At 41.0% G+C, this 21,924-nt stretch carries 21 protein-coding genes and 4 pseudogenes; 12 read left to right on the plus strand and 13 right to left on the minus strand.

All coding sequences use genetic code 11. From position 1 onward, the window contains the following. Positions 1 to 32 precede the first annotated feature (32 nt). The 3 genes and pseudogenes from ACJMKR_RS05655 to ACJMKR_RS05665 all read left to right on the plus strand — a co-directional run. Entirely contained in the window at positions 33 to 1,292 is a 1,260-nt protein-coding gene (locus tag ACJMKR_RS05655) for a murein L,D-transpeptidase catalytic domain family protein (protein WP_423064153.1), read from the plus strand. A 77-nt stretch (positions 1,293 to 1,369) separates the two neighbouring features. After that, positions 1,370 to 1,804, plus strand: a complete 435-nt coding sequence (locus ACJMKR_RS05660; RefSeq protein WP_423063817.1) for a cupin domain-containing protein — start codon at positions 1,370 to 1,372, stop codon at positions 1,802 to 1,804. Positions 1,805 to 2,258: 454 nt separating this feature from the next. After that, positions 2,259 to 3,152: pseudogene (locus ACJMKR_RS05665) on the plus strand (IS481 family transposase); the annotation flags it as partial. An 80-nt stretch (positions 3,153 to 3,232) separates the two neighbouring features. Here the strand turns inward: ACJMKR_RS05665 and ACJMKR_RS05670 are convergent. Together ACJMKR_RS05670 and ACJMKR_RS05675 are read right to left on the minus strand one after the other, a co-directional pair. Then, entirely contained in the window at positions 3,233 to 4,771 is a 1,539-nt protein-coding gene (locus ACJMKR_RS05670; RefSeq protein ID WP_423062300.1) for a transposase, read from the minus strand. Positions 4,772 to 4,836: 65 nt separating this feature from the next. Next, positions 4,837 to 4,977 (minus strand): hypothetical protein, encoded by a 141-nt coding sequence (locus ACJMKR_RS05675; RefSeq protein ID WP_423064154.1) that lies wholly within the window; start codon positions 4,975 to 4,977, stop codon positions 4,837 to 4,839. Between the two features lie 148 nt (positions 4,978 to 5,125). On the opposite strand from ACJMKR_RS05675, the pseudogene ACJMKR_RS05680 reads away from it, so the two are divergent. Continuing rightward, positions 5,126 to 5,353: pseudogene (locus ACJMKR_RS05680) on the plus strand (hypothetical protein); the annotation flags it as partial. 54 nt (positions 5,354 to 5,407) lie between these two features. Here ACJMKR_RS05680 and ACJMKR_RS05685 read toward each other — a convergent pair. Then, positions 5,408 to 5,650, minus strand: a complete 243-nt coding sequence (locus ACJMKR_RS05685; RefSeq protein WP_423064155.1) for a hypothetical protein — start codon at positions 5,648 to 5,650, stop codon at positions 5,408 to 5,410. Between the two features lie 136 nt (positions 5,651 to 5,786). Here ACJMKR_RS05685 and ACJMKR_RS05690 point away from each other — a divergent pair, with 136 nt between their 5' ends. Together ACJMKR_RS05690 and ACJMKR_RS05695 are read left to right on the plus strand one after the other, a co-directional pair. Next, the gene (locus ACJMKR_RS05690; RefSeq protein ID WP_423062355.1) at positions 5,787 to 7,019 is read left to right on the plus strand and encodes an IS256 family transposase; all 1,233 of its coding nucleotides are present in this window, start codon (positions 5,787 to 5,789) and stop codon (positions 7,017 to 7,019) included. Between the two features lie 133 nt (positions 7,020 to 7,152). After that, positions 7,153 to 7,266 (plus strand): annotated as a pseudogene (locus tag ACJMKR_RS05695) (IS3 family transposase); the annotation flags it as partial. Between the two features lie 73 nt (positions 7,267 to 7,339). Here ACJMKR_RS05695 and ACJMKR_RS05700 read toward each other — a convergent pair. From ACJMKR_RS05700 to ACJMKR_RS05735, 8 genes are all read right to left on the minus strand, one after another. After that, on the minus strand, positions 7,340 to 8,215 hold the full coding sequence (locus ACJMKR_RS05700) for an integrase core domain-containing protein (protein ID WP_423064156.1): 876 nt from the start codon (positions 8,213 to 8,215) through the stop codon (positions 7,340 to 7,342). 400 nt (positions 8,216 to 8,615) lie between these two features. Continuing rightward, a complete protein-coding gene (locus ACJMKR_RS05705) occupies positions 8,616 to 9,848 on the minus strand; it encodes an IS256 family transposase (protein ID WP_423062605.1) in 1,233 nt (410 codons plus the stop codon). Positions 9,849 to 9,948: 100 nt separating this feature from the next. Next, a protein-coding gene (locus ACJMKR_RS05710) for an IS3 family transposase (RefSeq protein ID WP_423064157.1) occupies positions 9,949 to 10,994 on the minus strand; the annotation gives its coding sequence in 2 pieces (ribosomal slippage) (positions 9,949 to 10,745 and positions 10,745 to 10,994; 1,047 coding nt in all). A gap of 131 nt (positions 10,995 to 11,125) precedes the next feature. Next, on the minus strand, positions 11,126 to 11,386 hold the full coding sequence (locus ACJMKR_RS05715) for a MarR family winged helix-turn-helix transcriptional regulator (RefSeq protein ID WP_423064158.1): 261 nt from the start codon (positions 11,384 to 11,386) through the stop codon (positions 11,126 to 11,128). A 185-nt stretch (positions 11,387 to 11,571) separates the two neighbouring features. Further along, on the minus strand, positions 11,572 to 12,003 hold the full coding sequence (locus ACJMKR_RS05720) for a hypothetical protein (protein WP_423064159.1): 432 nt from the start codon (positions 12,001 to 12,003) through the stop codon (positions 11,572 to 11,574). A gap of 179 nt (positions 12,004 to 12,182) precedes the next feature. Then, complete coding sequence (locus ACJMKR_RS05725) at positions 12,183 to 12,905, minus strand: TerC family protein (protein ID WP_423064160.1); 723 nt, start codon at positions 12,903 to 12,905, stop codon at positions 12,183 to 12,185. 22 nt (positions 12,906 to 12,927) lie between these two features. Next, positions 12,928 to 13,569 (minus strand): DJ-1/PfpI family protein, encoded by a 642-nt coding sequence (locus tag ACJMKR_RS05730; protein ID WP_423064161.1) that lies wholly within the window; start codon positions 13,567 to 13,569, stop codon positions 12,928 to 12,930. Between the two features lie 319 nt (positions 13,570 to 13,888). Next, positions 13,889 to 15,121: an IS256 family transposase gene (locus tag ACJMKR_RS05735; protein WP_423062605.1), complete on the minus strand. Its 1,233-nt coding sequence runs from the start codon at positions 15,119 to 15,121 to the stop codon at positions 13,889 to 13,891. A 125-nt stretch (positions 15,122 to 15,246) separates the two neighbouring features. On the opposite strand from ACJMKR_RS05735, the gene ACJMKR_RS05740 reads away from it, so the two are divergent. The 5 genes and pseudogenes from ACJMKR_RS05740 (at position 15,247) to ACJMKR_RS05760 (ending at position 19,067) form a co-directional block, all read left to right on the plus strand. Next, positions 15,247 to 15,525, plus strand: coding sequence for a hypothetical protein (locus ACJMKR_RS05740; protein WP_423064162.1), 279 nt, complete (start codon positions 15,247 to 15,249; stop codon positions 15,523 to 15,525). A gap of 72 nt (positions 15,526 to 15,597) precedes the next feature. Beyond that, positions 15,598 to 16,056 carry a hypothetical protein gene (locus tag ACJMKR_RS05745; protein ID WP_423064163.1) on the plus strand — a complete coding sequence of 153 codons (459 nt, stop codon included), beginning with the start codon at positions 15,598 to 15,600 and terminating at the stop codon, positions 16,054 to 16,056. 67 nt (positions 16,057 to 16,123) lie between these two features. Then, positions 16,124 to 17,180 (plus strand): annotated as a pseudogene (locus ACJMKR_RS05750) (IS481 family transposase). A gap of 92 nt (positions 17,181 to 17,272) precedes the next feature. After that, positions 17,273 to 18,298, plus strand: a complete 1,026-nt coding sequence (locus ACJMKR_RS05755; protein ID WP_423064164.1) for a multidrug effflux MFS transporter — start codon at positions 17,273 to 17,275, stop codon at positions 18,296 to 18,298. Positions 18,299 to 18,344: 46 nt separating this feature from the next. Then, positions 18,345 to 19,067, plus strand: coding sequence for a Bax inhibitor-1/YccA family protein (locus ACJMKR_RS05760; RefSeq protein ID WP_423064165.1), 723 nt, complete (start codon positions 18,345 to 18,347; stop codon positions 19,065 to 19,067). A 3-nt stretch (positions 19,068 to 19,070) separates the two neighbouring features. On the opposite strand, the gene ACJMKR_RS05765 is transcribed toward ACJMKR_RS05760, so the two are convergent. Then, positions 19,071 to 19,346 (minus strand): hypothetical protein, encoded by a 276-nt coding sequence (locus ACJMKR_RS05765; protein ID WP_423064166.1) that lies wholly within the window; start codon positions 19,344 to 19,346, stop codon positions 19,071 to 19,073. A gap of 145 nt (positions 19,347 to 19,491) precedes the next feature. Between ACJMKR_RS05765 and ACJMKR_RS05770 the strand changes: the two genes are divergently transcribed. Then, on the plus strand, positions 19,492 to 20,529 hold the full coding sequence (locus ACJMKR_RS05770; protein ID WP_423064167.1) for an AI-2E family transporter: 1,038 nt from the start codon (positions 19,492 to 19,494) through the stop codon (positions 20,527 to 20,529). Positions 20,530 to 20,534: 5 nt separating this feature from the next. Here the strand turns inward: ACJMKR_RS05770 and ACJMKR_RS05775 are convergent, their stop codons facing one another. Next, entirely contained in the window at positions 20,535 to 21,914 is a 1,380-nt protein-coding gene (locus ACJMKR_RS05775) for an FAD-containing oxidoreductase (protein ID WP_423062257.1), read from the minus strand. Positions 21,915 to 21,924: the final 10 nt, after the last annotated feature.

The following is a 21,924-nucleotide window of genomic DNA, read 5'->3' on the forward strand; positions in this document are numbered from 1 at the left end:
CAAAACCCACAGATTGTTCTATATTTGTACAAATGAAGGACTTGAAGGGAACACTATTGGCACTGGTGTTTGCTGTGGCTGGTTTTGACGGCATCAAGGCGAACGACCCCAGCTCGGCACCGACAGCCCCTTCTGCATCGGGAGATTCGGTAGAGATTACCAACGATGTGCGCCATGTTGATTACAACCCCGAACCACCTAAAATACCGATCAAACCACTACCCGAAATTAAAAAAGCGCTACACAAGCAGGCACCAACGCTGCACGATAAAGTTATCAACGCCGTTATCATGGCCCTAACGTGTGCGAATAAAAATGACATTGAGCACAACCACATTTTAACGATCATTGATTATTCATTACCCTCCAATCAAAAACGATTATGGGTGTTTGACTTGGCAAAAAATAAATTGCTTTTTCACACTTATATTTCACATGCGATTAAATCAGGCACCTTAATGACAAACCATTTTTCGAATAAACTTAACAGCAAAACTAGTAGCCTCGGCATATTTATGACAGAAGATGCGTATCGAGGTCGACACGGTGCTTCATTAAAATTAATGGGAATCGATGGGAATTTTAATAGCAATGCATACAAACGCTTCATCGTCATGCACGGTGCGTGGTATGTAGAAGAAGATTTCATTAAAAAATATGGCAGGCCTGGACGAAGTTGGGGCTGCCCCGTATTGCCAAAAAGCGAAACCATGCCAATCATTGAAGTCATTAAAGACGATACATTCTTCGTCGTGTATTATCCTGATAAACAATGGCTCACCAATTCTAAATTTCTGAACTGTGATGCCTCAAATCATTTAAACACGGCCAATCTCAATAACGAGGCCGACATTCCCGAAGAGACACATCGCCAGCCGATCTTATATGTGGATGTCAACAAAGACAACAAACGCGAAGAGAACGAGCCCATCATCGTGATCAAGGCGGATGATTACCAACACCTGTATAAAGCAAAACCGCCGCTCAAGCGCATGCTGCGTCGCCAAATCAATCAGCAAGAATACATCGCGCTAACCAATGAAGAGTTTAAAAAGCTAATCACCGACAACTCTACCGAAAACAATGGTAAAAAAGGATTAGAGATTTTCTATTTAGTTGTCCCCGACGTTAAGTTAAAACGCGGTTATTATACGACAGAAATGAAAATAGTGTCGCTCGGTAAAATCAAGAAGGTGACGCTAGGCAGCGAATATCACACCGTTTATTTTGAACATAAACCACCCGCCGAAATCAAAACTGACAAACACTTTATCCGATGGTTGGGACTATAGGGTATTGAAAATTTTTCCTTTTCCCATTTATAATGTGGCATAGGAAATTCAAGAAATTATTGGAAAGGAGGCCCCTCATGAGATATTTGCTACTGTGCATTCTTGCTTGTTTGATACCTAACCTGTCTTTTGCGCTGAACCCGGCAGGTGTCACGCCGAAACTGTTAAATGTTGCCGCTCAAAACACCAACTGGAAAGTGTCGTTCGTGACTGCAGAACACGGCCAAGTTGTTTTTATGAACGTATCACCCATTACTAACCCTAAAAATGAAATTGGCTCTGAAACACATAAGTTTGATCAAATGATTCTGATTGTGCAAGGTCGTGGGAAAGCTGTGCTCGATGGTAAAACATCAACGGTGACAGCCGGCGACATGATTTTTATTCCAGAAGGCACGGTCCATAATGTCATTAATTTGACTCAAAAGCCGCTCAAGTTAATTAGCTTTTATTCCGATCGCGATATGCCAGCGAATACGGTGTATGCAAAAAAGTCTGACGATAAAGAATAGCTGGTTGACGTTCCAATGAGATTTCTCGCGTTGCTTGGAATGACGTGATTTTTTTCCATCCCGGGTAACGGTTTGGATACCGGATAACTTTGCATATCCCTATGCAAAATTTCCGGGATGACGAGGTTAGGTTGAGTCATCCATTATCGAACAGCATTTCAATTGCGGCAGAGAGATTGGGGTTACTGTTTTGCGGGCGTAAGTACCACGGAAGTACTTAGCAGCCAAGGAGGGCGATTCCCGAAAAACAGTAACGCCAATCGCGTAAGCCAAGCAATTGAAATTCAAGACTATGTGCCCTCGGGATGTGGAGCGTCATTTGCGGGTGATTTCCCGCGAAAAACGAGCCTCGCCATGCTCATGTGTAAACCTTCAGACTTGATCTGACACTCCTGGTCAGTTAGAGTAAAATTTAATTGACCAACCTTAAACAACCAACACGAGGAGTGTCATTATGACCAGTGTATCCGAAAAGATTATCAAACCCAAATTAGGTTTACTAGAGCTGTCTAAACAATTGGGAAATGTTTCACAAGCCTGCAAGGTTATGGGTTATTCACGCGACAGTTTTTACCGTTTCAAAACACTTTATGAAAATGGTGGCGAAGAAGCACTCCATGATATGAGTAAGAAGAAACCGAATGAAAAAAATAGAGTGCCGTTACATGTAGAAGAAGCGGTAATTGCTTTGGCTATTGAAAACCCAGCGTTAGGTCAGGCACGTGCGGCCAATGAATTACTGGCGCGAGGCATTATCGTATCGAGCAGCGGAGTTCGTTCGGTGTGGCTACGTAATGATCTAGAGACTTTTAAGAAGCGACTAAAAGCGCTTGAAGCGAAATCGGCGCAAGACGGTATGTTATTAACGGAAGAACAATGACAAGCATTAGAAAAATCAAAACGAGAAAAAGAAGCGCACGGCGAGATTGAAACAGAACACCCAGGTTATTTAGGTTCTCAGGATACGTATTATGTTGGCACGATGAAGGGCGTTGGCCGTATTTATGAGCAGACTTTTGTCGATACCTATAGCAGAATCGCTTTTGCGAAGTTATACACGGAGAAAACAGCGATGACGGCAGCTCATTTATTAAATGAACGTGTATTGCCATGGTTTAATGAGCAAGGTATCCGATTGCTGCGTATGCTCACGGATCGCGGGACGGAATATTGTGGAAAAATTGAGAACCACGCCTATCAACTTTATTTAGCAGTTGAAGACATTGACCATTCGAAAACACGCGCACGTTCTCCGCAGACCAATGGTATTTGTGAACGTTTTCATAAAACGATTAAACAAGAATTTTATGATGTTGCTTTTCGAAAAAAAATATATCGTTCCCTCGATGCGCGCCATGGATTGGACTTTGGATAAATAAAATCCCTTGCCAGTTAGGACAATAATCAAAAAATGTGAGTTTCTAAATCTTAAGCTGTTTTTTGCAGCAATTCGTAGAATTTCTCAGGTGTAAAATTTATTTTATCCAACCATGATTTTACTATCCCAATCAAATCCTCTATTTTTTCAGGGTCTGAGTTTTGCGTCTTTTCTTCAGTCCTCTGAATCGTTTTAATTTTTGAGTTGCTATTTTTGAAAATAGCAGGATGTCGCGTGCGTTTCCCCTGCGTATCACCTTTGGTTCTGCCTTGCGGATTACCGCGTGGTTTGCAGAGATTAGCAGGCGTGCCAACGGTATCAAGCACCGTAGAAAAACCCCGTTGCGTTTGTGAAGGGGTCGCAGTTATTGATGGTTTTTCGTTATCCACTTGGAAGCTCGGCAAATACCGCTCCCATTTTTTCGGTAAAATCGGGGCAAGATTCCTCGCTAGATAAAGTTGCGTATACGCTAATGCTGTCATCCGCCACCAATCTTCTTCGTGCTTAACATCCGGTGTTTGGTATCGGTCAAATAACAGTTTGTCTTTACCAAAACGAAAGTAGTGTTCAATGTCATAGCGTCTATCGTAATAGTGATAGGCTTCTAATGCTGTGATTTCATTACGTCGTTCACCAGCGAGTCCTAACCAGAGTGGATTTTTATATAAAGATTTACCGTTAGCATCAACCGCAACCAATTGCACAACAGTAACAGGATGCTCATATCCTTTAAATTGCTTTGAACCACGCAGTAATTGGTCACGCCATATTTTAATCTCCAATTGGTAAGTTTTGCCACTGCGGGTTGTAATGGGTTGCTGCACAATCTCATCGGATTCACGGTGAGTCGTGCTGTCGTTTAGTTTCATCGCATCACCATAGCGTTTTATACTTCCTGAGGTATTATCTTCTATTGATGCGGGCGCGAAAACATTACGGGTACTGTTAAAACGGAAAAGATGTACCCAATTGGGATTTTCGCTAACCAGTTTACGGCAAGCTTCTGTACCATATTTTGAATCAGCCACGCTAACCACCAATTTATGAGTAAGCGCTAAGTCTGCAATACAACGGTTAATTTGCTGCATCCCAACTACATTGCCTTTTTCATCGCTTTTAACGCGCCTCGTATCCAGTGGAACTAACCAATGCTTTTCTTGAGCTGCACCATCATTGGGCAATAGTGATACCGTTGAATATTCATGTCCAATGGTAATCGGTTTGTTACCCGGTGCTGGATTAGGGCTGTAAACCACATGGCGATCTTCAACACAGTGTGCACTTTGACGCGACTGTGGTGTCGTATCCGCAATAATGATCACACGGTCATCGCTATGACTCACATGTTCATATTGTATTTTCATCATGCTATCCCAACAATTTGCTACCGACAAACCATCGCTAATCGCATCGGTAATACTACTGTATTCACGTTCAAAGTATGGCGATTCACATAATTCTATGGGTGTTTTGCAGCGATGGCCATGGCTTGAAAGGGCATCGAGTAAATTCATATTGGCATCGCGTCGCGCGGGGAAGATGTTGTAGAGGAATGTACGGAATTGTTTTAGTTTTTCTGTCGCTAACATCGTTTGTTCCTTATTTTATTTTTTCGAACAAACGTTGTTTACAACGTAAAATTTTTTTTCGGTTTCTATGTCAAGCAATTTTTAATTATTTTTATAAATTTATCCAAAGTCCAACATGGAGAGCGAAGCGAAGGCGCGTATTCCGCGGTAGGCTCGGATTTTTTGCCGAGCGTAAGCGACTGCAAAAAATCTTTACGAGCCGTCAAGTCATTTGAGAGCCCGTGCGTAGTCGAGCCGTGAGGTCGCGGAGCGCGGGCGACGAGGACGTCCGCGGCTATTTAAGTTGTCGCGTATTGCGAGTCGATTATTGACAGGGATGGCAATAATCTATCACGAGCATCGCGACACGCTTGAGAAGAATTACAACAAGACGTTGATGCGTGGATCAAAACATATAATGAGGTCAGGCCCCATTCCGGCGAGCGTTGTTATGGAAAAACACCCATGCAAACTTTTCTTGATGCAAAGCATTTGGCACAAGAAAAAGAATTAGATAAACTATGTAAAACTATTCCAAGCGTGTCGGCAGATGAATTGAATAAGGCGCACAGTAATCACGACACGCAACTGGTAGAGGAGTAATTAGAATCCGATCTATCGGACAGAAAATATGTCCGATAAATCTCAACTGTCAGATCAAGTCGAGAGTTCTACACATAAGGCATGTATCACTTGAGAAGGTGTTCTTTCCGTTGCAGTTACCTGTTCGATAATTAATTTCAACGAATCATCGCTTAAAGCATCTTTAGCATCATCTCTTAGAATGTTAATTGTGTTACTAGGATAGTTTTTTAGTAAATCCAGAAGAACTTCTTTATTAAATGAAATCTTATCACCTCGCTTTCGGAGCAGTTCCATCATCTCTTTCATTAATTTCATAAACTTAGCCGTACTAGAAAAGCGCGTGCAAAAGGTATTGAGCGTTAGTAAGAGGGCTGCAAAGGGGTCTGTAAATAAGATTGTGTAAATGCGATAGTCAGGGAAAGGTCGTTAAAATTATACGGAGTCTTTGACTATGGCAATGAAAACCAATAAATTAGATCCACAGGTTGTGGAATATTTTCTCAAACATACCAAGACCGCATCTGATATTTTCGGTGATACTGGTTTGTTAAAGGAGTTAAAAAAGGCACTGACGGAGCGTATTCTGGAAGGGGAGCTGACGGACGCGCTGGGTTATGCAAAACACGAAGTGTCTGGCCACAATAGTGGTAATTCCCGCAATGGGCACAGCCAAAAAACGATCAAAACAACAGATGGCGAGATGACCATTGAGGTTCCTCGTGATCGTAACAATGAGTTTGTACCGCAATTGATTCCAAAACATCAAACCCGCTTTGATGATTTGGATGACAAAATTATGAGTCTTTATGCACGGGGTATGACTACCCGTGATATTCAAGATCAGTTGAAAGATTTGTATGGCACAACTATTTGTTCGAGTCTCATTTCTACAGTAACCAACGAAGTGATTGAAGAAGTGAAGGCTTGGCAAAGTCGTCCGTTGGACAAGGTGTATCCGATTGTGTATTTGGACGCTTTAGTGATTAAAGTGCAGCAAGATAAAAAGGTTATCAATAAGGCATTGTATTTGGCTTTAGGAATTAATATCGATGGGCAAAAAGAATTGCTAGGTATTTGGATTAGCCAAAATGAGGGCGCTAAATTCTGGTTGAATGTATTAACGGAGTTAAAAAATCGAGGCCTAGAAGATATCCTGATTTGTTGCGTTGACGGGCTAACGGGCTTTCCTGATGCGATTGGCGCTGTGTATCCTAACACTCAAGTACAGCTTTGCATTGTACACATGGTGCGGAATTCATTGCGCTATGTGGGTTGGAAAAAGAAAAAAGAAGTGGCCGCTGACTTAAAAGCTATTTATTCGGCCAGTACGGTTGAAGAAGCAGAATTGGCGCTGACGAGTTTCTCTGAGAAATGGGATGCTGAATTTCCCTCGATTGCCAAAAGTTGGTTGACTCATTGGGAGCGCATTGTGCCATTTTTTGCTTATCCGGCAGAAATTCGGAGGGTGATTTATACCACTAACGCTATTGAATCACTGAACATGAGTATCCGAAAAGTTATTAAAAATAAACGAGTTTTTCCGTCGGACGATGCCGCTTTAAAACAACTCTATTTAGGGTTAAAAAATATAGCCAAAAAATGGACCATGCCGATTCGAGACTGGGGTGCCGCCATGAATCGTTTTGCCCTTATGTTTGAAGATCGCCTGGCGGATTTTGTATAAAACTTAAAATTCATAAGAGAGGAAATTAATTTGAACGCAATGTAGTTTTTGATAAAATTAAAAAATCAGTTAACACAATGGCTGATTCATAATTCTGACTGACGCGATTTACACAAACTAATAAACAGTCCCTGTTTGTGATAATGGTACAGAGTTTACAAGCAAAGCAATGTTCTTTTGGTCCAGGGAAAACAAAACCAAGCTTGCTTTCATTCAACCTGGAAAGCCAACTCAGAATGCGTTTGTTTGTAGAACTCTCGACTTGATCTGACAGTTGAGATTTATCGGACATATTTTCTGTCCGATAGATCGGATTCTAATTACTCCTCTACCAGTTGCGTGTCGTGATTACTGTGCGCCTTATTCAATTCATCTGCCGACACGCTTGGAATAGTTTTACATAGTTTATCTAATTCTTTTTCTTGTGCCAAATGCTTTGCATCAAGAAAAGTTTGCATGGGTGTTTTTCCATAACAACGCTCGCCGGAATGGGGCCTGACCTCATTATATGTTTTGATCCACGCATCAACGTCTTGTTGTAATTCTTCTAGGGAACGATATATTTTTTTTCGAAAAGCAACATCATAAAATTCTTGTTTAATCGTTTTATGAAAACGTTCACAAATACCATTGGTCTGCGGAGAACGTGCGCGTGTTTTCGAATGGTCAATGTCTTCAACTGCTAAATAAAGTTGATAGGCGTGGTTCTCAATTTTTCCACAATATTCCGTCCCGCGATCCGTGAGCATACGCAGCAATCGGATACCTTGCTCATTAAACCATGGCAATACACGTTCATTTAATAAATGAGCTGCCGTCATCGCTGTTTTCTCCGTGTATAACTTCGCAAAAGCGATACGTAGCCACACCGAACGAACTCCGCTGCTCGATACGATAATGCCTCGCGCCAGTAATTCATTGGCCGCACGTGCCTGACCTAACGCTGGGTTTTCAATAGCCAAAGCAATTACCGCTTCTTCTACATGTAACGGCACTCTATTTTTTTCATTCGGTTTCTTCTTACTCATATCATGGAGTGCTTCTTCGCCACCATTTTCATAAAGTGTTTTGAAACGGTAAAAACTGTCGCGTGAATAACCCATAACCTTACAGGCTTGTGAAACATTTCCCAATTGTTTAGACAGCTCTAGTAAACCTAATTTGGGTTTGATAATCTTTTCGGATACACTGGTCATAATGACACTCCTCGTGTTGGTTGTTTAAGGTTGGTCAATTAAATTTTACTCTAACTGACCAGGAGTGTCAGATCAAGTCTGAAGGTTTACAAATTATATGCCGCCTATTGAATTTGCGAAACAGGCTGCTTAACATGAATATCTCATCGGTGTCCTGGTACTAGTTTAGGGGGAAGGTCACTATTCGCATAGCGCTACGTTGGCACTTTAGGAGGGCTTAAATTTTTGAGAATCTCCGCTGATAAGAAAGATTATCAGAGATAAAGGCGGGACTGTTTATTAGTTTGTGTAAATCGCGTCAGTCAGAATTATGAATCAGCCATTGTGTTAACTGATTTTTTAATTTTATCAAAAACTACATTGCGTTCAAATTAATTTCCTCTCTTATGAATTTTAAGTTTTATACAAAATCCGCCAGGCGATCTTCAAACATAAGGGCAAAACGATTCATGGCGGCACCCCAGTCTCGAATCGGCATGGTCCATTTTTTGGCTATATTTTTTAACCCTAAATAGAGTTGTTTTAAAGCGGCATCGTCCGACGGAAAAACTCGTTTATTTTTAATAACTTTTCGGATACTCATGTTCAGTGATTCAATAGCGTTAGTGGTATAAATCACCCTCCGAATTTCTGCCGGATAAGCAAAAAATGGCACAATGCGCTCCCAATGAGTCAACCAACTTTTGGCAATCGAGGGAAATTCAGCATCCCATTTCTCAGAGAAACTCGTCAGCGCCAATTCTGCTTCTTCAACCGTACTGGCCGAATAAATAGCTTTTAAGTCAGCGGCCACTTCTTTTTTCTTTTTCCAACCCACATAGCGCAATGAATTCCGCACCATGTGTACAATGCAAAGCTGTACTTGAGTGTTAGGATACACAGCGCCAATCGCATCAGGAAAGCCCGTTAGCCCGTCAACGCAACAAATCAGGATATCTTCTAGGCCTCGATTTTTTAACTCCGTTAATACATTCAACCAGAATTTAGCGCCCTCATTTTGGCTAATCCAAATACCTAGCAATTCTTTTTGCCCATCGATATTAATTCCTAAAGCCAAATACAATGCCTTATTGATAACCTTTTTATCTTGCTGCACTTTAATCACTAAAGCGTCCAAATACACAATCGGATACACCTTGTCCAACGGACGACTTTGCCAAGCCTTCACTTCTTCAATCACTTCGTTGGTTACTGTAGAAATGAGACTCGAACAAATAGTTGTGCCATACAAATCTTTCAACTGATCTTGAATATCACGGGTAGTCATACCCCGTGCATAAAGACTCATAATTTTGTCATCCAAATCATCAAAGCGGGTTTGATGTTTTGGAATCAATTGCGGTACAAACTCATTGTTACGATCACGAGGAACCTCAATGGTCATCTCGCCATCTGTTGTTTTGATCGTTTTTTGGCTGTGCCCATTGCGGGAATTACCACTATTGTTGCCAGACACTTCGTGTTTTGCATAACCCAGCGCGTCCGTCAGCTCCCCTTCCAGAATACGCTCCGTCAGTGCCTTTTTTAACTCCTTTAACAAACCAGTATCACCGAAAATATCAGATGCGGTCTTGGTATGTTTGAGAAAATATTCCACAACCTGTGGATCTAATTTATTGGTTTTCATTGCCATAGTCAAAGACTCCGTATAATTTTAACGACCTTTCCCTGACTATCGCATTTACACAATCTTATTTACAGACCCTCTCAACTGTCAGATCAAGTCGAGAGTTCTACATATAATTTAATGAACTGTGTGGTCTTTTAGTATTGTAGTGCTTTCTCCATTGGTTGATTTCATGTCGGGCTTCTTCAATTGAACGAAACCAGTGTTGATTTAAACATTCGTTGCGGAACTTGCCATTTAAGCTTTCAACAAACGCATTCTGAGTTGGCTTTCCAGGTTGAATGAAAGCAAGCTTGGTTTTGTTTTCCCTGGACCAAAAGAACATTGCTTTGCTTGTAAACTCTGTACCATTATCACAAACAATTTGTTTTGGCAGCCTGCGTTGCTCACTAAGCTCTGCTAGGAAGCGTGCCACCTGACGTCCTGATATAGAAAATGCTGTTAGCTGGCCAATAAGTTCACGATTAAAATCATCGATAATGTTTAGCACACGAAAACGCCTTCCATTGGCCAGCTGATCGTAAACAAAATCCATCGACCAACGCTCATTTCTCTGAGTCGGTGATGACATCACTAATCGTAGTCGCTGTATTTTTTTACGCTTTTTTGTACGCACCTGGAGCTTTTCTTCTTTGTAAATCCGGTAGGTTTTTTTCTTATTCATGACAAGCCCCTCTGCTTTTAAGAGGCTGTGAAGCATTAAATAACCATACCGAGAATACTGAGCTGCCAATTCTTTTAATCGAGCTCTAATCAACTCGTCTCGTCGCTTTTTGGGTCCGTAACGGTAAGCCGTTCGACTTAGCCCGACTAGCTTGCAGGCCATTCGTTCACTCAGCTTAAAGGCGCTCATTAAGTGACAAACAACCTGCTTCTTGCTAGCAGGCGTTACCACTTTTTTGAAACAACATCCTTGAGCGCTTCATTTTCTAACATCTTTTCAGCCAGCAGCTTTTTTAACTTATTGTTCTCGGACTCCAGCTCTCGCAGGCGCTTAGCTTCGTTAACCTCTAGGCCAGCATACTTGCTACGCCAATTGTAAAAAGTACCGCCAGATATGCCTAAGCGACGGCACAGGTCTTCCACCTTAGCGCCACTTTCATGCTCTTTGATCGCTTTAATGATTTGTTCTTCTGTATAACGTTTTTTCATGTTGAGATCTCCTCGGTCGTAGAATAATTGGAAATCTCATCCATGTCATGGTGTTAAGTTTGGGGGAAAGGTCAAAAATACAAAGACTAAACACCCCTCTTGACAACTGTATCCTTTTCATCCACGTTTCTTCATTGCTCAGACACAAGCTGATTTAAAATATTAATGAGTGAGCGTTGATCTGTTTTCTTAACGGAATCAAAAAAATCTTTATCAATTTTTTCAATAAGAGGTACGAGTTTTTTAGTAAGCGCCCTTCCCTTTGACGTTAAGGCAACTGATTTCGCACGTGTATCCACGGAATGTTCATTGCGCTTTACGAGATTTAAAGATGCTAATTTTTTTAGTGAAGCTGATACAGTCATTTTATCGAGTTTAGTTTTAAGAAACAAAAAACGATTGTATGGGAGAATGATTTGTTTCTTCGCACCACAGTAGAACTGCTAAAATGACAAAATGGGCATGCGATACACCATACGGATCAAGCGCATTTTTAATGAGTCGTTGCTAGGTTATGGATACTTGCCACAGTAAAAAGCCCGGGCTCTCTTCAGGGGTATCAAAGCCAAAGGAATATTTAGCCATGCATTTTCCTTGGATATGCAACTAAATGATCTGTTTGGTTTGGAACAGCTTTCACCACATTTTTTGCTACTAAATTTGCCCATAGAAATGCAAGCGAGCCTTTAACTGTTATCGTATTGGTGATTACAATCCCTTCGGAAGTTTCTTTAAGTTCATGTGCATCATACATAGTGGCACCCCAAAATTTACAGTAATCTGTAAATTTTACGTTTGGAACGATTTCTGAGAGCCATAAGCGAACTTTAGGCCCACCTTTAGGTTTTAAAATGAATTGATTACCTTCTGAAAAGCTAGCTTTTATTTCACAGTATTCCAGCTCAGCATCCCATTTAGATTTAGGCCAATTATTTACATCAACCCATGCTCGCCAAATAGCTTCTTTATGAATATTTCGATACTCTTTACTAAAAGTTTTAACCCACATGTTTGTCTCAATATATAGTAAAAACTCATATTCATTTTACTTTATGTCAAGTCGCAACCCACGGTCATTCATGTCAAATATTGATATATATCGCATAAAATATAATGTCGGCACCCATGAAAAAGCGCCGTATTGAAAAATTTCGTGTAGATTATCGTTTGTTTTTATAACTGCACCAACTACTTCTGAACCTTATGCCTTTTACGGCGAATGAGGTTTAAGAATTCAACCAGGAGTGAGAAGCCCATCGCGAAATAGACGTATCCTCTTGGCACATGAAAATGAAGTGCATCTGCAACTAAAACCATGCCAATAAGGATAAGGAAGCTCAGTGCCAACATGCGAATGCTGGGGTATCGTTCCACAAAACGGCTTAATGGTTCGCTCGCGAATAACATGGTGAGAATGGCAATGGTAATGGCGGATGCCATAATCCAAAAGTTGCGTGTTAGGCCGATGGCTGTTAAAACACTATCGAGTGAAAAAATAATGTCTAAAACAGCGATTTGCGCCACGATCCAAGCAAATTTATTACGCTTTACTTTTATAGATGTTTTGGGTTTGTCTGTATCGAGTTCGTTATGAATTTCTTGAGTTGCTTTGGCTAACAAAAATAAACCGCCGACAAACAGGAAAATATCCCGGCCTGAAACGCCTAAATTAAAAAGATGAAATAAAGGTTTTGTTAACTGGGATAACCAAACGGCTGAGGCAAGTAATAACAGGCGCATCATCCATGCCAGTGTTAGCCCTATTCGCCTTGCCTTTTTCTGCTGTTTTTTCGGCAGCTTTTGAGAGGCGATGGCGAGAAATACGAGATTATCGATCCCCAAAACAATTTCTAGAATGGTTAAGGTAATAAAACTTAATAGTATGTCGATTATGCTATTCATGGATGTCATTACTCATTTTACCTTGCTATTTTCAGTATGGATTTTCAAATTTAGCGACCATTCTCTCACGCATCATTTTTACTAACTCTGGATCAGCTTTCTCAGGTGAGCCAGAATTAAAGGGTGGCTCAGGATCATATTCGATACCTAATTGCAATGCTTCAGCAAGACGGCGGTCGAATATTTTTTCTACTAAAGCGAGCGCCATGTCGATACCTGCTGACACCCCTGCTGCGGTGATAATTTTTCCGGACTCCACAATTCGGGAGTGAGTGGGTTGCGCACCATACTGAGGTAAACGATCTAATGCCGCCCAGTGTGTAGTTGCTTTTATGCCCGACAGCACACCAGCCGCGCCTAAAATTAAGCTGCCCGTACAAACTGATGTTGTCCAAGTGGTTGAAGAATGAATTTTCCGCACCCATTCTAAAATATCAGGAAAATCTTTTAATGAAGCAGCCTTGCCTGCTCCGGGAATAAGAAGTATGTCAGCGTCTACTACATCAGCGAGCTTATATTCTGCGGTGAGTATTAAACCAGAATCGGTTAGTATCTCGCCAGAAGATTTTGCGACACGTTTCACTTGGATGCCTGGCGGCCGACAGAGAATTTCATGCGGCCCAATGGCATCTAAGGCAGTCATGCCTTCATAAAATAAAAAAACAATGTTCATTGCTGTGCCTCTTTTTTAAATAACTTTGCAGTATTGTATTATCTAGCACATTGATGACTAAGGCAAGAGAGACTCTATTAATACATTTGAAATTAGTATGTTATGATGCTGAATGTATAAGTTGGCAGTTGTGTCTATTGATAAGCACTCGCCTTAATATAAGAATACAAGGCCAAGATTGTTATTGGGGACTGTTTATTAGTTTGTGTAAATCGCGTCAGTCAGAATTATGAATCAGCCATTGTGTTAACTGATTTTTTAATTTTATCAAAAACTACATTGCGTTCAAATTAATTTCCTCTCTTATGAATTTTAAGTTTTATACAAAATCCGCCAGGCGATCTTCAAACATAAGGGCAAAACGATTCATGGCGGCACCCCAGTCTCGAATCGGCATGGTCCATTTTTTGGCTATATTTTTTAACCCTAAATAGAGTTGTTTTAAAGCGGCATCGTCCGACGGAAAAACTCGTTTATTTTTAATAACTTTTCGGATACTCATGTTCAGTGATTCAATAGCGTTAGTGGTATAAATCACCCTCCGAATTTCTGCCGGATAAGCAAAAAATGGCACAATGCGCTCCCAATGAGTCAACCAACTTTTGGCAATCGAGGGAAATTCAGCATCCCATTTCTCAGAGAAACTCGTCAGCGCCAATTCTGCTTCTTCAACCGTACTGGCCGAATAAATAGCTTTTAAGTCAGCGGCCACTTCTTTTTTCTTTTTCCAACCCACATAGCGCAATGAATTCCGCACCATGTGTACAATGCAAAGCTGTACTTGAGTGTTAGGATACACAGCGCCAATCGCATCAGGAAAGCCCGTTAGCCCGTCAACGCAACAAATCAGGATATCTTCTAGGCCTCGATTTTTTAACTCCGTTAATACATTCAACCAGAATTTAGCGCCCTCATTTTGGCTAATCCAAATACCTAGCAATTCTTTTTGCCCATCGATATTAATTCCTAAAGCCAAATACAATGCCTTATTGATAACCTTTTTATCTTGCTGCACTTTAATCACTAAAGCGTCCAAATACACAATCGGATACACCTTGTCCAACGGACGACTTTGCCAAGCCTTCACTTCTTCAATCACTTCGTTGGTTACTGTAGAAATGAGACTCGAACAAATAGTTGTGCCATACAAATCTTTCAACTGATCTTGAATATCACGGGTAGTCATACCCCGTGCATAAAGACTCATAATTTTGTCATCCAAATCATCAAAGCGGGTTTGATGTTTTGGAATCAATTGCGGTACAAACTCATTGTTACGATCACGAGGAACCTCAATGGTCATCTCGCCATCTGTTGTTTTGATCGTTTTTTGGCTGTGCCCATTGCGGGAATTACCACTATTGTTGCCAGACACTTCGTGTTTTGCATAACCCAGCGCGTCCGTCAGCTCCCCTTCCAGAATACGCTCCGTCAGTGCCTTTTTTAACTCCTTTAACAAACCAGTATCACCGAAAATATCAGATGCGGTCTTGGTATGTTTGAGAAAATATTCCACAACCTGTGGATCTAATTTATTGGTTTTCATTGCCATAGTCAAAGACTCCGTATAATTTTAACGACCTTTCCCTGACTATCGCATTTACACAATCTTATTTACAGACCCTGTTATTGTATTTTTAGAAAAATATTTGCACACTGATTTAAGAGGTATTAATTATGCCAACATCATTAAACGATATTGCATCAACATGTCGCAATACAGTATTTTTATTAATTCTTCAGTATTTGAATCGTCGTGATGACTATGAAAACCTAAAAGGAGTTAGTCAAGAAATTTATACTGCAATGTTAGCCCTGAAGAAAGAAAGTCCCTTTGCTATAAAGCAACTTTTTTCACCCAGTATAGATTATGATAAATTACAAGCGTGTCGCGATGCTCGTGATAGATTATTGCCATCCCTGTCAATAATCGACTCGCAATACGCGACAACTTAAATAGCCGCGGACGTCCTCGTCGCCCGCGCTCCGCGACCTCACGGCTCGACTACGCACGGGCTCTCAAATGACTTGACGGCTCGTAAAGATTTTTTGCAGTCGCTTACGCTCGGCAAAAAATCCGAGCCTACCGCGGAATACGCGCCTTCGCTTCGCTCTCCATGGCGCGCATCGATAGCTGATATGCTTTTAATATGCAAGAAATTCCTTAAAAATGATTTTAGTTTCTTTGGGCAATTTGTGTCAACAAGGAAAACAAGGGGTAAATATCTTTTAGAATTTATAACTAAGTGTGCTGGCCCAGAGAATACTATATTGCTAGCAATCGCTGCTGAGCGATCTAAAGGAAAGCAGTTAATTTGGATGCTCAACGAACAGTATTTAAATAGCGGCGCATTAAACTCTCATTTATTTACCTATGATAACAAAAAGAATCGAAAGAAAGCTGATAAACTTTTATCTTTAGATTTGGAAAACATTTTAAAAAAAGCAATTTCTGAACCAAGCTGTAAACCTTCAGACTTGATCTGACACTCCTGGTCAGTTAGAGTAAAATTTAATTGACCAACCTTAAACAACCAACACGAGGAGTGTCATTATGACCAGTGTATCCGAAAAGATTATCAAACCCAAATTAGGTTTACTAGAGCTGTCTAAACAATTGGGAAATGTTTCACAAGCCTGCAAGGTTATGGGTTATTCACGCGACAGTTTTTACCGTTTCAAAACACTTTATGAAAATGGTGGCGAAGAAGCACTCCATGATATGAGTAAGAAGAAACCGAATGAAAAAAATAGAGTGCCGTTACATGTAGAAGAAGCGGTAATTGCTTTGGCTATTGAAAACCCAGCGTTAGGTCAGGCACGTGCGGCCAATGAATTACTGGCGCGAGGCATTATCGTATCGAGCAGCGGAGTTCGTTCGGTGTGGCTACGTAATGATCTAGAGACTTTTAAGAAGCGACTAAAAGCGCTTGAAGCGAAATCGGCGCAAGACGGTATGTTATTAACGGAAGAACAATGACAAGCATTAGAAAAATCAAAACGAGAAAAAGAAGCGCACGGCGAGATTGAAACAGAACACCCAGGTTATTTAGGTTCTCAGGATACGTATTATGTTGGCACGATGAAGGGCGTTGGCCGTATTTATGAGCAGACTTTTGTCGATACCTATAGCAGAATCGCTTTTGCGAAGTTATACACGGAGAAAACAGCGATGACGGCAGCTCATTTATTAAATGAACGTGTATTGCCATGGTTTAATGAGCAAGGTATCCGATTGCTGCGTATGCTCACGGATCGCGGGACGGAATATTGTGGAAAAATTGAGAACCACGCCTATCAACTTTATTTAGCAGTTGAAGACATTGACCATTCGAAAACACGCGCACGTTCTCCGCAGACCAATGGTATTTGTGAACGTTTTCATAAAACGATTAAACAAGAATTTTATGTGGATCAAAACATATAATGAGGTCAGGCCCCATTCCGGCGAGCGTTGTTATGGAAAAACACCCATGCAAACTTTTCTTGATGCAAAGCATTTGGCACAAGAAAAAGAATTAGATAAACTATGTAAAACTATTCCAAGCGTGTCGCCAGATGAATTGAATAAGGCGCACAGTAATCACGACACGCAACTGGTAGAGGAGTAATTAGAATCCGATCTATCGGACAGAAAATATGTCCGATAAATCTCAACTGTCAGATCAAGTCGAGAGTTCTACAATTTAGTTTGGCAATCTATATGATCGGCGTCTCTCTTGGGCAGCTCGTCACGGGTCCGTTGTCTGAAGGGTTTGGGCGCCGCCAACCTTTAATCGTCGGCTTGTTTCTCATGTTCGCAGGTGGTGTGGTGTGTGTCAGCAGCTATTCTATTGTATTTTTACTCATCGGGCGATGTATTCAAGGGCTAGGAGGTGGTGTCATTTCAGCGTTGTGGCGCAGCATTGTTCGCGATCACTTCCAGGGCGAAGAAATGGCGAAATATGTTTCGTATCTGACGATCATTGTCGTGGTGATTATTCCGTCGGCGCCGCTCATCGGTGGTTATTTGCAACATTATTTCTCATGGCGCGCTAATTTTGCATTCCTCGTTGTTTATGCATTGATCGCGTTATTTTTAGTAATACTTAAATTTAGTGAATCCAACAAATTTTGTAAAAAATATCGATTGCGAAAACGTTTTATTGTATGTGCATTTAAACATTTGTTCTTTAACCGACAATTCATGGGCTACACCACCTGCGCATTTTTAAGTTATGGTGGATTTTTTTCGTGGTTTGTCATTGGGCCTGTCTTGGTTATTCACACACTCAAATACAGTCCCATCGCCTTTAGTTGGATTACATTTGTAACAGGCGCAGTAGCAATTGGCGCGGCGGGCTACTTGAACGCTAAGCTCGTCACACGTTTTGGCATTTCTACGCTACTGATGTTTGGTTGGTGGTCGATGTTGGTTGCTGGTCTGTTGATGTTTCTTTTCAAGTGGATTATACCGATCAATTTATACATCATTATCGTGCCCGCTTTTATTTTTTATTTTGGATCCGCTTTTATCTGGCCGAATGTGTTTGCAGCAGCGTTTAAAGAAATAGGTAAAATTGCTGGTTATGCCGCTTCTTTGTATGGCTTGATTCAAATAGGCGGTGGTGCGGCATTCAGCACCCTGGCATCGTTTCTGCCCGCACACAACCAACTGCCGCTGTCTTTACTATTTATCGTCTCCCCGCTTTCAGCCTATATGGTTTTTAAGGCGATGAAATTGAGGTAAGTATCAGGTATAATCGGTGCCAATACTTACCAACCGGAGGCTTCCCATGGAGCACACAACGAATACCTTACAGCAACGCGTCGTTAAAGAACGCGCCGCTGGCCTATCGCGTTTTATGAGCACTGTTTATCTGTGGATGATGGTCGGTTTGGCTATCTCTGGTGGGGTTGCGTATTACATCTCGATTCACCCTACAATCGTTTATTCGATTGCCAAGACCCCTGGCCTTTTCTTTGGTCTAATCATCGCACAGCTCGCTGCGGTAATGGCGTTTTCATTTTTAAATCGCAAGCTCAATCCCGCCATGGCAACGCTACTATATTTGGTTTATACCGTTCTCGTTGGCGTTACGTTTAGCGTGATTTTATTTGCTTATACAAGAGAAAGTATTTACAACGCTTTTGCTGTGACTGCAGGTGCCTTTTTTGCGTTAAGCGCATTTGGTTATATTACCAAGCGTGATTTAGGTCCTCTCGGTACCTTCGTGACGATGGGATTGTTTGGCGTGATTATCTTAATGGTATTGTCATTCTTTATTCCTGGGTTACGATCTAGCACAGCACAAATGGTAATTTCTGGTTTAGGCGTCATCGTGTTTGCAGGTTTGACTGCCTATGACACGCAAAAAATTAAGATGATGTATTTGCAAAGCGCTGGTGCCGATGAGGCTGAAACGAAAAAATTTGCAATCAACGGTGCATTAAGTTTGTATTTAGACTTTATCAACTTGTTCTTGATGCTGTTGCGCTTGTTTGGTGGGCGTCGTTAAGATTTAGTTTGAGCTGCCGCCATGCTTTGTAGCAGACCCTCGTGTGGCATCGTATTTTGGGTATAGCGCATGAATGGCGGCAAGTACGCGTTGCAACATGCTTGATGAGTCACCCGGCATGTTTTCTTCCTCGGCAACCATTAATTCACGCGCATCGTATTCCCATTGTTTGAGAACTTTGAGTTTTTCTTCTTTCGAGAGGGTTTCATCCAACAACACATCTTGTGGTTCTTTGTAGAGCCCCATTGGATCAAAGAGTGCTTTTTTAAGATTCGTCATGGTAGGCATCCCTCCTTGTAATAATTATAGTGTATAATTTGCGACTTGGAGAATCAAATGTCATGAATTGACGCCCCATATGAGAGCCTGTATTATCAGGTTTACTGAAGGATTCAGGAACATCGTTCTCGCTTGGAGCTAAGAATTGAACACACGGTATCTCAACTTTGCCGCTTCCTTTGGGCTAGTATTCCTTTTTGTTTATGTACTTTATATCGGTAAGCATCTTTTAATTCCATTAGTCATTGCGCTGGTATTTTGGTACATCATCGTTCGCTTGACGGATTTGTATCAGCGCATCCCCTTCGGGCGTTATCATCTGCATTACGGCTTGGCGCTGACGATTTCAATCATAACAACGGGCGTTGTTTTATATTTATTTTTTCTGTTACTGAGCCATTCTATTTCAAACATCATTCAAGAGGCACCCAAGTATGAGAAACGCCTACAAGAGCTTCTCGATTTTGTGAATAAGCTTTTTGGTAATCATTTTCAAATTGATAAATTACTTGCTCAAATTGATTTAGCTAAATTGTTTTCAAGGTTAGCTTTAATTGTTTCTGACATAGCAAGCAACTTTGTGCTCATTGTAATTTATTTATTATTTTTGCTGTTAGAACATCGAACTTTTAATAATAAAATAAAACGCATGTGTAAATCTAAAGTTCAGCATGGAAAAATTAAGCATATATTGGATCAAATCGATCATGACATTAAACATTATCTGCGAATAAAAACGGCGGTGAATGCCATCGCCGGCGTGTTGAGTTACATTTTGTTGGTATCATTTGGCATTCAGTATGCTGAATTTTGGGGCGTGCTCATTTTTTTATTGCATTATATTCCATTTATCGGTCCGATCATCGCTATTGTCATTGTGTTGCTTGCTGTTTCTGTTCAGGTGACAACCCTAGTACCGTTTATTATTTTAGCCGTGATATTATGTATCATTCAGTTTGGCGTCGGTAATTTTCTCGAACCCAAGTGGATGGGGACTCGTTTAAATTTGAGCCCCATCGTGATTTTATTGTCACTAGCTTTTTGGGGCGCGATTTGGGGAGTTATCGGCATGTTTCTTTGCGTACCCTTGATGGTGATCGCCAATATTATCCTCGCCAAATTCCCTAAAACACACCCTGTCGCCGTTGCACTTTCCGCAGAAGGTGAAGTGGATTCGTATTAATCGGATTAATCTAAAGGTTTCAATGCACCGAGTATCGTTGGAATGAGTTCTGCAACGGTCGGGTGAATATGTACGGCGCGTTGAATCACAGTATAAGGTTTTTTTGCGTACATGATGTCGGCGATACAATGAATGGCTTCATCGCCGCTCATTCCCAAAATGCTGGCACCAAGAATGAATTGAGTTTCGGCATCCACGAGAATTTTTATGAACCCTTGCGTTTCACCCTTTTCGCGAGCACGTCCTATACGGGACATGGGGCGCGTACCGATTAATGCTTTTTTTCCAGATTGTCGAACTTCTGTTTCAGACATGCCAACTCGTGCTAGCGGAGGGTCTATGAATAAACCATAAATTAAAATACGATCGCTTATCTTACGATTATCATTATTTAGTAGATTGTCGGCTACAATTTCATAGTCATTATAGGATGTATGCGTAAATGCACCCTTTCCATTACACTCACCAAGGGCCCAAATCCCGGGTACATTTGTTTTTAATTCATCATCAACCTCAATATAACCGCGTTCATTAATTTTTATACCCGCTTTTTCTAAGCCCAAATCATCGGTATTGGGTTTTCGACCTATGGCTAATAAGACATGTGAACCTACTATTTTTTTGTCGCCTTGTTTACAATCTACATTAACTTCAATATTATCATTATGTTTTTCAAAGCTTAGGCATTCTGTGCCTAAACGAAAATTAATTCCCTCTTTTTCCAAAATTGCTTTGACGGTATCAGAAATATCTTTATCTTCACGCGCAATGAGTCGCGGTGATTTTTCAATGACCGTCACATTAGAGCCAAAGCGACGCATCATCTGTGCGAATTCTAAACCAATGTAACTGCCACCAATAATGATTAAATGCTCAGGCAGTTCATCAAGCTCCATCATGCTGGTGTTATCTAAATAATCAATTGATTCTAAACCGGGTATAGAAGGAATAAACGCACGAGCACCCACATCGATGAAGATTTTATCCGCCTCTAATGTTTCATCATTCACGCTAACTGAACGCGGCCCTTCAAACTTAGCGTGGCCTTTATAAATCTCACAATTTTTAGTGCCCTCTAACCACTTTTGAACGTTTTGAGTAGATTCTTGAACGATGGCATCTTTGCGTGCTTTTACTTTTTTCATGTCCACTTTAATAGTGCCGTCAATGATTACTCCATAGTTACTGCTGTTTTTAATAAGATGAGTTGCATAAGCGCTTGCCACCAAGGTTTTAGTGGGAATACATCCGGTATTGACACAAGTGCCACCAAACTTTTTTCGCTCGATGATTGCTACTTTCATTCCAGTATTAGCTAAACGTACTGCTAATGCAGGGCCTGCTTGTCCTGTACCAATGATGACAGCATCGTATTTTGTCGTCATAAAATAAGTC

This window comes from Candidiatus Paracoxiella cheracis, assembly GCF_049348705.1.
GTDB lineage: Bacteria > Pseudomonadota > Gammaproteobacteria > Coxiellales > Coxiellaceae > Paracoxiella > Paracoxiella cheracis.

Excerpts from the sequence above, each read along its gene's own strand:
- ACJMKR_RS05690 (WP_423062355.1), top strand. The coding sequence starts at position 5,787 with ATGGCAATGAAAACCAATAAATTAGATCCACAGGTTGTGGAATATTTT.
- ACJMKR_RS05735 (WP_423062605.1), bottom strand. The coding sequence starts at position 15,121 with ATGGCAATGAAAACCAATAAATTAGATCCACAGGTTGTGGAATATTTT.
- ACJMKR_RS05660 (WP_423063817.1), top strand. The coding sequence starts at position 1,370 with ATGAGATATTTGCTACTGTGCATTCTTGCTTGTTTGATACCTAACCTG.
- ACJMKR_RS05670 (WP_423062300.1), bottom strand. The coding sequence starts at position 4,771 with ATGTTAGCGACAGAAAAACTAAAACAATTCCGTACATTCCTCTACAAC.
- ACJMKR_RS05705 (WP_423062605.1), bottom strand. The coding sequence starts at position 9,848 with ATGGCAATGAAAACCAATAAATTAGATCCACAGGTTGTGGAATATTTT.
- ACJMKR_RS05700 (WP_423064156.1), bottom strand. The coding sequence starts at position 8,215 with ATGACCAGTGTATCCGAAAAGATTATCAAACCCAAATTAGGTTTACTA.
- ACJMKR_RS05725 (WP_423064160.1), bottom strand. The coding sequence starts at position 12,905 with ATGACATCCATGAATAGCATAATCGACATACTATTAAGTTTTATTACC.
- ACJMKR_RS05775 (WP_423062257.1), bottom strand. The coding sequence starts at position 21,914 with ATGACGACAAAATACGATGCTGTCATCATTGGTACAGGACAAGCAGGC.
- ACJMKR_RS05765 (WP_423064166.1), bottom strand. The coding sequence starts at position 19,346 with ATGACGAATCTTAAAAAAGCACTCTTTGATCCAATGGGGCTCTACAAA.
- ACJMKR_RS05720 (WP_423064159.1), bottom strand. The coding sequence starts at position 12,003 with ATGTGGGTTAAAACTTTTAGTAAAGAGTATCGAAATATTCATAAAGAA.
- ACJMKR_RS05685 (WP_423064155.1), bottom strand. The coding sequence starts at position 5,650 with ATGAAATTAATGAAAGAGATGATGGAACTGCTCCGAAAGCGAGGTGAT.
- ACJMKR_RS05740 (WP_423064162.1), top strand. The coding sequence starts at position 15,247 with ATGCCAACATCATTAAACGATATTGCATCAACATGTCGCAATACAGTA.
- ACJMKR_RS05755 (WP_423064164.1), top strand. The coding sequence starts at position 17,273 with ATGATCGGCGTCTCTCTTGGGCAGCTCGTCACGGGTCCGTTGTCTGAA.
- ACJMKR_RS05730 (WP_423064161.1), bottom strand. The coding sequence starts at position 13,569 with ATGAACATTGTTTTTTTATTTTATGAAGGCATGACTGCCTTAGATGCC.
- ACJMKR_RS05760 (WP_423064165.1), top strand. The coding sequence starts at position 18,345 with ATGGAGCACACAACGAATACCTTACAGCAACGCGTCGTTAAAGAACGC.
- ACJMKR_RS05655 (WP_423064153.1), top strand. The coding sequence starts at position 33 with ATGAAGGACTTGAAGGGAACACTATTGGCACTGGTGTTTGCTGTGGCT.